The following is a 12,999-nucleotide window of genomic DNA, read 5'->3' on the forward strand; positions in this document are numbered from 1 at the left end:
CCGATGACTGCGGTGCTGAACTTCAGTTTTGCCAGCCGTCCGCTGGTGCCGTACGCCCATGATTATGCGCACGGCGCGGTGGAGCCGTGGCATCACCACGACTGCGCGCAATTGATTCATACCCTGAGCGGCGTGGTGAAGGTGGAGACGCAGCACGGCAGTTGGATCGTGCCGCCCAGCCGGGGCGTCTGGTTGCCTGCGGGTACGCGCCATGCGTTGCAGATTACCGGTCAGGTGGCGGCGCGCACGGTGTTTGTTGATCCGCTGGCGCGTGCTGACCTGCCCGCCAGTTGTCAGGTGGTGCAGATCTCGCCATTGCTGCGTGAACTGATTGTCAGCGCCATCGATCTGCCCGAAAGTTATCAAGCAGGCAGCCGTGCCGAGCGCATCTACGAGTTAATTCTGGATGAAATTCGGGTGATGGATGTGCTGCCGTTCGGCCTGCCGTGGCCGGAGAGCGCACGCTTGTTAACGCTGTGCCAGCAGATCCAGCAGCAACCCGGTGAAAACTGGACGCTGGCGCGGGCGGCGGCGGAATTGTGCGTCGCGGAGCGCACTCTGGCGCGCCACTTCAGTCGCGAAACGGGTTTACAGTTCAGCGACTGGGTGCGGCGCGCCCGTCTTGGCGTCGCCCTGACACGACTGGCGCAGGGCGATTCGGTGCTGGCGGTGGCACTCGATCTGGGTTACGACAGTCCGAGCGCCTTCAGCGCGATGTTTCGCCGTTTGCTGGGTGTTACGCCAGCGAACTACTTTCCTGCGGCAGAAAAGCGTGGGCGGCATTGAGCAACGCCTGCAATGAGGCGCGCGCCACGTCATTATCGATACCTACCCCCCAGGCGCGTTCGCCACGCGTGTTGAGGCAGCTGAGATAGGTGACCGAACGACTGTCGCTGCGTTTGCCGAGCGTATGTTCGTGATAATCCTCAATGCTCAGCGTCAGGCCATAACGCTGGCGCAGTGCCGCCACCGCCGCTGACAGCAAACCGTTGCCTTTACCCTCCACACTGATCTGCTGCGCGCCTTGCTGCACACGGGCTTTCAGTCGCGTTTCACCGGATTCATCGCTGTGGCTCTCTGCTTCCAGCAAGCGACGCGCCGGGTGGGTCAAGCCGTAGTGTTCACAAAACAATTGCCACAGGGCGTGATGGGTCATCTCCTGACCGTGCGCATCGGTCTGTTGCTGCACGATACGGCTGAAATCCTGTTGCAGACCGCGCGGCAGTTGCAGACCGTGATTCTGTTCCAGCAGCCAGGCGGCACCGCCTTTGCCAGATTGGCTGTTCACCCGAATCACCGCCTCATAGCTGCAACCGATATCGGCGGGATCGAGCGGCAGGTAGGGCATCTGCCAGAAAATTTCCTCGCGCTGTGCACGCTCGGCAAAACCTTTGCGAATCGCATCCTGATGCGAACCGGAAAACGCGGTAAACACCAGCTCCCCGGCATAAGGATGACGTGGATGCACCGGCAACTGATTGCAGCGCGTCACCACTTCCAGCACCTGCTGAATATCACTGAAATCGAGCTGCGGGGCGACGCCCTGGGTATAGAGGTTCAGCGCCAGCGTGACCAAATCGACGTTACCGGTACGCTCACCATTGCCAAACAGGCATCCCTCCACACGATCGGCTCCGGCCAGCAGCGCCAGCTCGGCACAGGCGATACCGGTGCCGCGATCGTTATGCGGATGGACGCTGATGCTCACCTGTGAACGCTGGCTAAAGTGACGGCAGAAATATTCAATCTGGTCGGCATACACGTTGGGGGTGTTCACCTCCACGGTGGCAGGCAGGTTAATGATCATCGGCCTTTGCGCATTGGGTTGCCAGATTGCCGCCACCGCTTCACAAATCTCCAGCGCAAATTCCGGTTCGGTAAAGCAGAACGTTTCCGGTGAGTACTGGAAGGTCCAGGCAGTATCGCCCTGGCTGGCGCAGCGTGCGCGGATCTGTCGAGCCGCCGCGCAGGCCAGCTCGATAATCTCGGCCTTGCTCTGGCGAAACACGCGTTCACGGAACAGCGGGGCGGTAGCGTTGTACAGATGGATGATGGCGCGGGGCGCCCCACGCAGCGCTTCAAAGGTGCGATCAATCAAATCGGCACGCGCCTGGGTCAACACCTGAATGGCCACATCGTCAGGGATATGACGTTGTTCAATCAGCAGGCGCACAAAGTCGAAGTCGGTTTGCGAGGCGGCCGGAAACGCCACTTCGATCTCTTTAAAGCCGCAGCGCAGCAGCAGTTGCCAGAATTCCAGCTTGCGCGCGCTGTCCATCGGCGTGGCTAACGCCTGATTACCGTCACGCAGATCGGTCGACAGCCAGCGCGGTGCCTGAGTCAGCTGGCGTGATGGCCACTGACGTTCGGGTAAGTTGATAACCGGGTAAGGGCGATATTTTTCAGCGGGTTGGGTAAGCATTGGGATTCTCCTTATGTTCTGCGGTCAGTGTTGCCGAAACCCGGTGGTGCAGGCTCGCCCATTGCTGACAACCACCCGCGCAAAACTGACAAATCCTGCGTGATAAATCACGCCGCTACCAACCGTGTACCTGGCGTATCAACGCGCGACAAATCCCATCCGACAACCCGTTACCCAACGGTAGTGGCGCGATTTATCGCGCAACATTATGCGCCATCATCGGCTTCCCGGCGGCTGCGGCAGAAAAGTCCTTCTCGCGTTGCATTGCTCAGCAGCAGGCGTGCGCGTAGCATAGCCGCATGTTTTCTTCTTTTTCCTCGCTTATGTCACTTCCCACATTTGATGGTCATAACGATCTGCTGCTGAACCTGTGGCTGCATCATCGTGATAATCCCGCTGAGGTGTTTTTCTCCGGCATTGCAAACGGTCACCTTGATTACCCGCGGATGCAGCAGGGCGGTTTTGCGGGTGGCCTGTTTGCGTTATTTGTGCCACCGCAGCGTTATATCGAGCAGGTTGCCCCGCAGCGTGCGCAGGAGCGCGTGGCGCCACTGGAGATTCTGTGGCAGCAACTCGCCATCCTGAAAACTCTGGTGGCCGAATCACAGGGGCGCGCCCGCCTGTGCCTGAACACGGCGGATATCGCGGCCTGTCGGGCTGAGGGTGTGCTGGCGATGGTGGCGCATATCGAGGGCGCGGATGGTTTTGATGGTGAGGGGGACGCGTTGACAGCGTTTTATCAGGCGGGGGTACGCAGTATCGGACCGTTCTGGAATCTGCCCAATCGTTTCGGCGCGGGCGTCACCGGTAATTTTCCCGGTTCCCCGGACAGCGGCCCCGGTTTAACCTCCGCCGGGGAGGCGCTGATTGTCGCCGCCAATCGGCATCGTATGCTGATTGATGTTTCACACATGAACGAAAAGGCGTTCTGGGATACCGCGCGCTTATCCACCGCGCCGCTGGTCGCCACCCATTCCAACGCGCATGCCCTTTGCCCACAGCCACGTAACCTCACCGATGCGCAATTACGGGCTATCCGCGACAGCGGCGGTATCGTGGGTGTGAATTTTGGTAACGCCTTCTTACGCCCCGATGGTAAACGCGACAGTGATACGCCGCTGATCGAAATTGGTAAACATATTGATCACTTAATGGAGATAATGGGGAGTGATCATGTGGGCTTTGGTTCCGATTTTGACGGCATCAGCACGCCGGACGCCTTAAAAGATGTGTCCGGGCTACCCAGGATCTTCACGCTATTGCGCGAGATTGGCTATGATCAGCCGTTACTGGAGCAGCTTGCCTGGGGTAACTGGCAGCGGGTGCTGAAACAGATTTGGCGGGAATAACACAATTCCCTTACCGAAACAGGGTTGATCTGTTCGTCACATTGGCGCAACATCAGCCCGCGATGTGTATTGCGATCGGGATCACGTTTCTCGGTGCAAACATTCCATGCAGAGAATGCTCTGCGTAAAGAGACTTTAGAGGAAGAATATTATGTGGAAAAAACCTGAATTTGTTGACCTGCGTCTGGGCCTGGAAGTGACTCTGTACATCTCCAACCGCTAAGACTTCTGCCCGCCAATCGCGCGGGCATTTTGTTTTCTTTCTCCGGTCATTTCTCATGTTTATTAAAGTTCTCGGTTCAGCGGCGGGCGGTGGTTTTCCGCAGTGGAACTGTAACTGCGCCAATTGTAGCGGCTTGCGTAACGGCACCATCCAGGCACAGGCACGGACGCAATCCTCGATTATTGTCAGCGATAACGGTGAAGATTGGGTGCTGTGTAATGCCTCACCTGATATCAGCCAGCAAATTGCCCACACGCCAGAACTCAATAAAAAGGGCGTGCTGCGCGGTACCGCGATTGGCAGCATCATTCTTACCGACAGCCAGATCGACCACACCACCGGCTTATTAAGCCTGCGCGAAGGCTGCCCGCATCAGGTCTGGTGCACCCCGGAAGTCCATGCTGACCTGACCAGCGGCTTCCCGATTTTCACCATGTTGCAACACTGGAATGGCGGTTTGCAGCATCATGCGTTGACGCCGCTGGAGCCTTTCAGTGTCGATGTTTGTCGCAATCTTGAGTTCACCGCCATCCCGATTCTCAGCAACGCGCCGCCGTACTCGCCGTTCCGCGATCGTCCACTGCCCGGACATAACGTGGCGCTGTTTATTACCAACCGCGCCAATGGCCAAACCTTGCTGTATGCACCAGGCTTGGGTGAGCCGGATGCGGTGATCATGCCGTGGCTGCAAAAGGCCGATTGCCTGCTGATAGACGGTACCGTCTGGCAGGATGATGAGCTGCTGACCACCGGCGTTGGTAAAAATACCGGCAAAGCGATGGGCCATTTAGCGCTGGCTGAAGAACAAGGTCTGATGGCGTTGCTGGCGTCCTTACCGGCGAAACGCAAAATTTTGATTCATATTAATAACACCAATCCGATCCTCAACGAGCAATCGCCACAGCGTCAGTACCTGACACAGCAGGGCATTGAAGTGAGCTGGGATGGGATGGCGATCCATTTGCAGGAGTCTTCATCGTGATCATTACTGAAGCCCTGACGCCAGCCGCCTTTGAACAGGCACTGCGCGCCAAAGGTGCCTACTACCATATCCATCACCCGTACCACATCGCCATGCACAATGGCGCGGCGACACCGGAGCAGATCAAGGGCTGGGTTGCCAACCGTTTCTACTACCAGACCAACATCCCGTTGAAAGATGCGGCGATCATGGCGAACTGCCCGGATCCGGCAACACGCCGCAAATGGGTACAGCGTATTCTCGATCACGATGGTAGCAACGGACACGAGGGCGGTATCGAAGCCTGGTTGCAACTGGGTGAAGCGGTAGGGCTGACGCGTGAAGAACTGCTGTCTGAGCAGCATGTGCTGCCGGGCGTGCGCTTTGCGGTCGACGCCTACGTGAACTTTGCCCGTCGCGCCAACTGGCAGGAGGCGGCCTGTAGCTCGCTGACCGAATTGTTCGCGCCGCAGATCCATCAGTCGCGTCTCGATAGCTGGCCGCAGCACTATCCGTGGATCAAAGAGGAAGGTTATTTCTACTTCCGCAGCCGTCTGAGCCAGGCGAACCGCGATGTTGAGCACGGGCTGGCGCTGGCGCTGGAGATCTTCACCACGGCGGAACAGCAGAACCGTATGCTGGAAATCCTGCAATTCAAGCTCGACATCCTGTGGACCATGCTCGATGCCATGACCATGGCTTACGCGTTAGAACGTCCCCCTTATCACACGGTCACCGATAAGGCGGCCTGGCACACCACCCGACTGGTATAAACAGATGAAAGATAACCTGATCCCCGCGTTCCGCCGTGGCTATCGCCTGCAATGGGAACCGGCGCAGGAGAGCCACGTTGTGCTCTACCCGGAAGGCATGGCGAAGCTGAATGAAACCGCGACCGCCATCCTCGAACTGGTGACCGGCAAACAAGATGTCGCCGCGATTATCGCGACGCTGAATGCGCGCTTCCCGGATGCGGGTGGTGTGGATGAAGACGTAAAAGCATTTTTGCAGTCTGCTATTGAACAGAAATGGATCCAGTGTCGTGAACCCGAATAAAAACGGCGTGACGCCGCCGCTGTGGCTGCTGGCCGAGCTGACTTACCGCTGCCCGTTGCAGTGTCCGTACTGCTCGAACCCGCTCGATTTTGCCCAGCAGGAAAAAGAGCTGACCACCGAACAGTGGATTGAGGTGTTCCGTCAGGCACGCGCGATGGGTAGCGTGCAGCTCGGTTTTTCCGGCGGTGAACCGCTGACGCGTAAAGATTTACCGGAACTGATCAAGGCGGCGCGCGATCTCGGTTTCTACACTAACCTGATCACTTCAGGCATTGGCCTGACGCAAAACAAACTGGATGCGTTTGCCGATGCCGGACTGGACCATATTCAGATCAGCTTTCAGGCGAGTGACGAAACGCTGAACGCTGCGCTGGCCGGATCGAAGAAAGCCTTCCAGCAGAAACTGGAGATGGCGAAAGCGGTGAAAGCACACGGTTATCCGATGGTGCTGAACTTCGTGTTGCATCGCCATAACATCGACCAGATCGACAAAATTATCGACCTGTGTATCGAGCTGGAAGCCGATGATGTCGAACTGGCAACCTGCCAGTTTTACGGCTGGGCGCATATCAATCGTCAGGGATTGTTACCGACGCGCGAGCAAATCGCCCGTGCCGAAGCCGTGGTGGCCGAGTATCGCCAGCGCATGGAAGCCAGCGGCAACCTGACCAACCTGTTGTTCGTCACGCCGGATTATTACGAAGAACGTCCGAAGCCCTGCATGGGCGGCTGGGGATCGATCTTCCTCAGCGTCACGCCGGAAGGTACGGCATTGCCGTGCCACAGCGCCCGCCAGTTACCGGTTGAGTTCCCGTCGGTGCTGGAGCAGAGTCTGGACGACATCTGGTATAACTCATTCGGTTTTAACCGTTACCGGGGTTATGACTGGATGCCGGAGCCGTGCCGTTCCTGTGACGAAAAAGAGAAGGACTTCGGCGGCTGTCGTTGCCAGGCCTATATGCTGACCGGCAATGCTGACAACACCGACCCGGTATGCAGCAAATCGCCACACCACGATAAAATCCTCGAAGCCCGGCGTGAAGCCAGCTGTAGCGATATCAAAATCGCACAACTGCAATTCCGTAATCGCGCCAACTCGCAGCTGATCTACAAGCAGCGCATTCTCTGATGACCACGCGCAGCCTGACACTGGCGAACGGCCTGCGCTGTCACCTCCACCAGCAACCTGATGCGCACGATGCTGCCGCGTTGGTGCAGGTGACAGCGGGCAGCCTGCATGAGCCGGATCGCTGGCCAGGGCTGGCGCATTTGCTGGAACATCTGGTGTTTTGCGGTAGCACAGGCATCGCTGATGACCAGCGCCTGATGCCGTGGGTGCAGCAACAGGGCGGCCAGGTCAACGCGACTACCCAACTCAGCGACAGCGCATTTTTCTTTCAGGTTCCGGCCAGGGCGTTGGAGGCAGGCGTCGCGCGTCTGCTGGATATGCTCGCGGCTCCGCGTCTGACTGAGGAGGCCATCCGCCAGGAAAGTGCCGTCATTGACGCGGAGTATCGTTTGCTGCAACGCCACGCGGCCACATTGAGCGAGGCGGCGTTGCTGGATATGCCTGATGCCCCTGCGCGGTTACGGCGTTTTCGTGTCGGCAGTCAGGTGGTTTTCGGTGACAACGTCACAGACTTGCAGCAGGCGTTACGCGCGTTTCATCAGCAGCATTATGTGGCGGAGAGCATGACGTTGTGGCTGCAAGGCCCACAACCCCTGGTGGAGCTGGAACAACTGGCGCAACGCTATGGTCAGCAACTCAGGCCGGGCACCGCACCGGTCATCGCGTTGCCATCCCCTTCAGGCGGCATCTCGCACCGGCAGATCCAACTGGCGGGCGAAGAAGCCTTCTGGCTGACTTTTATCTTGCCGGACAGCGCCGATACATTACGTGACAACGTCACCTTGTGCCGTCAGTTCTGGCTCGATGAGGCCCCCGGCAGTTTGCTGGCACAACTGCGGGCTGCCGGGTTGTGTGAAAATATCAGCCTGCAATGGTTATGGCGTGATAGCCAACACAGCTGGCTGGCGCTGAAATTTACGGCGCGCACCCTTAGCACGCGCCAGGCTCTGTGCATCGAAGCGCAGTTCCGGCAGCACCTCAGCGACCTGATGCACACCGGAACCCCACAACGTCACCATTATCAGCGGCTGGCGCAGGAAGACTTCCGGCAACTGACACCGCTGGAGCAACTGCGTGGCCGTGCTACTGGCTTTGCGCCGGGCACTGCTGCCGACTTTGGTGACTGGCTCCGGCTCCTGCAACAATGCCAGCCACGCCGATTGCTGACCCAGGTCCAGGTTGACGCGATAACCCGCCACACCCAGGGATTCGACCTCGCGCTTGCCGACTGGTCAGCACCGGCGAAGGTGTCGGCCTCGGGACTGCCATGTTGGTTTTATCCACTGGCACAGCCGCCGAGTCTGCGGGCGTTGCCTGACCAGAGTTTCCCCATGCTGCGGGTAACGCCGGTTCAGCCACAGCAGACCTTGCTGTTGCGTCCGGCATTTTACCAGCCGTTAAGTGATGAGCTTGCCGGGGCGCGCCAGCAATTGCTGCGTCCCATTCTCGCTGCGTTACGCCATAGCGGCGGGCGTGGGAGTTGGCAGCAGGTGCAGGGGAGCTGGCAACTGACCCTGCATCTGCCGAAAGAGCGGGACGCGGCGTTGGCTGCGGTGCAACAAACGGTGCAGGCGCTGCATATTGGGGTTGAACCTCAACCGGTGAATGCTGCTGATGGCATCGTGATTCGTCAGCTGTTAGCAGCGTTGCCGCACCAATTGCTGACAACATCAGCGGCACCAGGCTGGCAGGCGGCCTGGAGTGGTAGCGACATGGCGTTGGCTGAGGACATCGCGCGGGTGCTGAGTGACCTGCCGTTGGCCGCAGCGGCGGCTGAGCCATCATTAACCGCAGGCGTGACCGCCATTCCGTGCTCAGGTCGTGACCAGGCGCTGCTGCTGTTTATGCCATTGATCGCCGCCGATGATGCCTCGCTGGCCGCGTTGCGCATGCTGGCGCTGATTTATGAACCACGCTTTTTCCAGCGCCTGCGGGTCGAACAGCAAATTGGTTATGTGGTGTCGGCGCGCTACCAGCGGGTGGCGGATGTGGATGGCATCCTGCTGGCGTTGCAATCACCTGATATCCCCTGGCCTACGCTTCTCGGTCATTGCAAACGCTTCCTGCGTGCCCTCGATGTTGCTGAGGTCGATCTCGCGGCCTTGCAGCCAACATTGCGCAACCCGCTTTCCAGCGTGGATAACGCGACGGCGGCGTTAAGGGCATTGCGGCAGCAACAGGGACTGGCGGAATTATCGTCCGACGCCATTGATGCTCTTTGCCTGACACAGTTGCAACAACTCCATCAGCGTTTGCTGCGCGGTCGTCGTCACTGGCGAGTTCTGGTGGCGTTAAGTCAGACGCTGAATTGTCCCTAAAAGTAACTGTTTCGTATTGATATTGCTGAATTTTTTTGAAAAATTCAGCCAAAACTCTTCACTGTTCCTGCGCGGCATAATGCCCGACACTCAAGGCATATTCTGAGCAAAAAGGAACACCCGTGAAAAACGTTACTCGCTTCGCACTGCCGTTGCTGGCCGCCGCTACCCTGTACGCTCCGCTGTCACAGGCGGCTGCCATGCACTACGATCTCAACCCGGAACACACCTCGGTGATTGTCACCTGGACCCACTTCGGTTTCTCCCATCCCACCGCCGACATCCCGAACAGCAAAGGTACGCTGGTGTTTGATAAGGACCACCCGGAGCAGTCACGCGTTGACGTCACGCTGCCGATCACCCAGATCGATAGCCATGTCCCGGCGCTAACCAAAGAGTTTCTCGGCAAAGAGTATTTCGACACCGCGAAATATCCGTCAGCGGTGTTCCACAGCACCAAAGTGGTCGCGAAGGGCGATAATAAGTTTGATGTAGAAGGGAATCTGACCCTGAAAGGCATCACCAAACCGATTACTCTGCACGCCACTCTGAACCAGCAGGGTGAGCATCCGATGGTGAAGAAGCAGGCGATTGGTTTTGATGCCACCGGCACCATCAAGCGTTCTGACTTCAAGCTGGATAAATATGTTCCGGCGGTGAGCGACGATGTGACGCTCACCATTTCGACCGAAGCGTACGCGAAGTAATTAAGGTCCATAATGGCGCGATTTATCGCGCCATTATGGATTAAGCCATAAATCCAAACGGCGCAAGCTCAGGTAGCTCAACTTTGAGTTGATGCCATTGTTGGTCGCGACCCCGGATAAAGATTTTATTATCCCCTTCCATTTTAAGCAGTTCACCAGGATGTGATTTCTCATTGATAGATTTAGGTGCTTGATAGACCGGAGCATTCTTGTCGATCTCATGCCAGATGCCACGCAAATCCATAATCATGGTATAGAGCGGGTTGCTGGCATCGATCTGACCGGGAATCAGTCTGTTGGCTATTTCTGTCACCGTTTTCTGACTAAGATCCCCATGCAGCAGCAGAAACATGTCATAGCTAAAAAAGAAATCCCGTAACACGGCGACTCTGTCGGGAGAATAGATAGCTGAAGCCCCTTTGGTTGTGCAGATTACACACATTTCGTTATGTTGTATCTGAACACCATTCAGGGTTGAATTTCTCTCCGGATGATAAAAGAAATAATCCTTATTACCCATGTCAATCTTTAATTCGTCTGTTGTATCCAGTTGTGTTCGTATGCCGTTATTATGCTGGAAAATTAATTTTTCTTGAGTACGTTGAATCACCGAAGCGTCGGAACTCTGCAATAGCCAGTTATTCGGGAACCACATACGTCCGGGCGTAAAAGACCAATGGGGAAGTATGTTATTTGCTATCAGAGGAGGATTTGTGGCATCAACGGAATGAGCAACGGAGACAGCGCTGTTGGGCGAGTTAGCAATATCAGATATATTCTGGTAGAGAAGAGGATATATTTTTTCCGTTTCTTCCTTAGTGTAATCATGGCTTTCCGTGTAAGGCGTGCTTGACGTGAAATTTGCTGTAATTAAGTTCATTTAGCCCCCAGGTGGAATCAATAACCAATACTTGACTGTCCACTATGGTGCATTTCCATCACTATGTATTTATATTTATAATAATTTCAGGTTGCTGTGCCGATTTGATGTTTTCTTACTGAAATTAATCAGAATTAAATCATAATCTTTTTGCGTGGCGGCGCAGGATATTGCGCCGCCACGGGCATGAGTTACTCCGCCCAGAATTTCTTCTTACTGGTTTTGCCAATCCCCGGATTGCAACTGTTGGTCGGATCGAGTTGTTTCCAGTGCGCCACATGATCGCAGGATGCGTGATACAGATGTCCGACGTTATGTTCTGCCGGATACTTCGCCCCACGCTGCTCCAGTACGACTTTCACCGCCTCTTTAAACGCCTTCGCATCCACGCCCGCCTTCAGCACATAATCCTGATGATTAACGTAGCAGAAGAAATGCCCGCAGCAGGAATCGACCTGCACCTGCGCTGCCAGGTGATCTGGCAGCGTTAAACGCCAGGCATCATCATTACGACGCAACGCCACGTCGAACGCCACCAGACGCTCATTCGGGTTGTAGCCCAGCGCATCACAGTAGGAGATGGTGCAGCCGCCCACGCCAAAGCGCACCAGGAAGGCATCTGCTGCTTCGCGTGCATCGCAGTGGAAGAAATCACCGCTGTGGTTGGCAAAAAAATCTGCCAGTAACCCCTGCAATTCAGCGGTTTGCGCTGACTCCACCTTAATCATCAGATGATGTTCATACGCGCTGCGATAATCCATGATGCGTGGCGCGACAAAGCGCGGAGTGATCTGATTAAAGAATTGCAGCACCCGATCAACAAAATTGCGTGGCAAAAATTTCAGGTGGCTGACGCGCACATCCCACCTGGCTTTGCCGGCCATCAGGCGCGGTATCGCCTGCGGGCCGAGTTTGCGAATTGCCAGATACATATGTTTGGCGTAACGCACGGTGAGGTCAAAGGCGTTACGGTGGATATACTCCGCCTGCACCGGCAATTCACTCATCCGCGTCAGCAGATAGCGGCGCAGTTCCACCAGCACCAACTCATCGTTGGTGCCGATATAGAAGGTGTCGCTGCCAGCACTGGCTTCGAAGGTAGGAAGACGCACCGCAAACACCACCACTTTACCTGCGCTACCCGAACTGTCATGCAGATAACGCAGATCGCCATTAAAGCGCGCGGGGCTGTCGGCGCTGACGTCGCGCAGACGGTCAGCGTAGTCATCCGCCCAGATCTTTCCCTGCCAGTCGGGTTGGTCACCGGTTTGGTACTGCTGACGGGTGAGATTTTCCAGCATCGCTTCCGGCGTGTCACCCAGCGCAATGCCGAGATGGTTGACCATCTCCAGTCGACCATCATCATGAATGCGGGCAAATAACGATTTTTCGGTAAACGCCGGACCACGGCGAATCAGCGAGCCACCGGAGTTGTTGCAGATGCCGCCGACCACCGACGCACCAATACAGGACGAACCAATGACCGAGTGCGGCTCACGCCCCAGCGGTTGCAATGTTTGTTCCAGCTCCGTCAGGGTGGTGCCGGGGAAGGCAATCACCTGACGCGCCTCATCAATGACCTGCACGCCCTGTAACTGGCGGGTGCTGACAATCACCACCTCACGATCGTAATCGTTGCCGTCCGGCGTCGAGCCGCCGGTTACGCCGGTGTTTGATGCCTGCATCAGAATAATGGCGTCGTGCGCCACGCATACCTGAAGGGTTTGCCACAGTTGTAATAATGTCTGGGGGAGCACCACGGCCAGTGCCTCACCGCGCCCAACGCGAAATCCTTTGGTGTACCAGGCCTTATCATCAGAATGGGTTAACAGCTGTTTTTCACCTACCACGTCACTCAGTTGACGCAACATTTCCTGCGGGGATGTCATGTTTTCTCTTCTGTGTCATGTGTCTGCCGGGTTATTGGACAGGCGGATACGGCGCTATGTCAATC

General features: G+C 56.6%; 12 protein-coding genes. 9 read left to right on the forward strand and 3 right to left on the reverse strand.

Features of this window, described 5'->3' with window-relative positions; all coding sequences use genetic code 11:
* Positions 1–3: 3 nt before the first annotated feature.
* Positions 4–786, forward strand: a complete 783-nt coding sequence (locus CTZ24_RS09405; protein ID WP_021186482.1) for an AraC family transcriptional regulator — start codon at positions 4–6, stop codon at positions 784–786.
* Here the strand turns inward: CTZ24_RS09405 and leuA are convergent.
* Positions 737–2,422, reverse strand: coding sequence for a 2-isopropylmalate synthase (gene leuA / locus CTZ24_RS09410; RefSeq protein WP_208725388.1), 1,686 nt, complete (start codon positions 2,420–2,422; stop codon positions 737–739). The genes CTZ24_RS09405 and leuA overlap by 50 nt on opposite strands.
* A gap of 323 nt (positions 2,423–2,745) precedes the next feature.
* Here leuA and CTZ24_RS09415 point away from each other — a divergent pair, with 323 nt between their 5' ends.
* From CTZ24_RS09415 to CTZ24_RS09450, 8 genes are all read left to right on the forward strand, one after another.
* Positions 2,746–3,771: a dipeptidase gene (locus CTZ24_RS09415; RefSeq protein WP_208725389.1), complete on the forward strand. Its 1,026-nt coding sequence runs from the start codon at positions 2,746–2,748 to the stop codon at positions 3,769–3,771.
* A 151-nt stretch (positions 3,772–3,922) separates the two neighbouring features.
* Positions 3,923–3,994, forward strand: a complete 72-nt coding sequence (gene pqqA, locus CTZ24_RS09420) for a pyrroloquinoline quinone precursor peptide PqqA (RefSeq protein ID WP_010617686.1) — start codon at positions 3,923–3,925, stop codon at positions 3,992–3,994.
* Between the two features lie 55 nt (positions 3,995–4,049).
* Positions 4,050–4,976 carry a pyrroloquinoline quinone biosynthesis protein PqqB gene (gene pqqB, locus CTZ24_RS09425; RefSeq protein ID WP_208725390.1) on the forward strand — a complete coding sequence of 309 codons (927 nt, stop codon included), beginning with the start codon at positions 4,050–4,052 and terminating at the stop codon, positions 4,974–4,976.
* A complete protein-coding gene (gene pqqC / locus CTZ24_RS09430) occupies positions 4,973–5,728 on the forward strand; it encodes a pyrroloquinoline-quinone synthase PqqC (protein ID WP_021183377.1) in 756 nt (251 codons plus the stop codon). The genes pqqB and pqqC overlap by 4 nt, the downstream gene beginning before the upstream one ends.
* 4 nt (positions 5,729–5,732) lie before the next feature.
* Positions 5,733–6,011 (forward strand): pyrroloquinoline quinone biosynthesis peptide chaperone PqqD, encoded by a 279-nt coding sequence (pqqD, locus tag CTZ24_RS09435; RefSeq protein ID WP_021183376.1) that lies wholly within the window; start codon positions 5,733–5,735, stop codon positions 6,009–6,011.
* Positions 5,998–7,140 (forward strand): pyrroloquinoline quinone biosynthesis protein PqqE, encoded by a 1,143-nt coding sequence (pqqE, locus tag CTZ24_RS09440; RefSeq protein WP_021183375.1) that lies wholly within the window; start codon positions 5,998–6,000, stop codon positions 7,138–7,140. The genes pqqD and pqqE overlap by 14 nt, the downstream gene beginning before the upstream one ends.
* The gene (pqqF, locus tag CTZ24_RS09445; protein ID WP_208725391.1) at positions 7,140–9,458 is read left to right on the forward strand and encodes a pyrroloquinoline quinone biosynthesis protein PqqF; all 2,319 of its coding nucleotides are present in this window, start codon (positions 7,140–7,142) and stop codon (positions 9,456–9,458) included. The genes pqqE and pqqF overlap by 1 nt, the downstream gene beginning before the upstream one ends.
* A gap of 122 nt (positions 9,459–9,580) precedes the next feature.
* The gene (locus tag CTZ24_RS09450) at positions 9,581–10,165 is read left to right on the forward strand and encodes a YceI family protein (RefSeq protein ID WP_021183372.1); all 585 of its coding nucleotides are present in this window, start codon (positions 9,581–9,583) and stop codon (positions 10,163–10,165) included.
* Between the two features lie 40 nt (positions 10,166–10,205).
* On the opposite strand, the gene CTZ24_RS09455 is transcribed toward CTZ24_RS09450, so the two are convergent.
* Together CTZ24_RS09455 and dld are read right to left on the reverse strand one after the other, a co-directional pair.
* A complete protein-coding gene (locus tag CTZ24_RS09455) occupies positions 10,206–11,045 on the reverse strand; it encodes a hypothetical protein (protein WP_208725392.1) in 840 nt (279 codons plus the stop codon).
* A 191-nt stretch (positions 11,046–11,236) separates the two neighbouring features.
* On the reverse strand, positions 11,237–12,934 hold the full coding sequence (gene dld / locus CTZ24_RS09460) for a D-lactate dehydrogenase (RefSeq protein WP_021183370.1): 1,698 nt from the start codon (positions 12,932–12,934) through the stop codon (positions 11,237–11,239).
* Between the last annotated feature and the right edge of the window lie 65 nt (positions 12,935–12,999).

Origin of the sequence: Pantoea phytobeneficialis (assembly GCF_009728735.1) — a bacterium.
Lineage (GTDB): Bacteria > Pseudomonadota > Gammaproteobacteria > Enterobacterales > Enterobacteriaceae > Pantoea > Pantoea phytobeneficialis.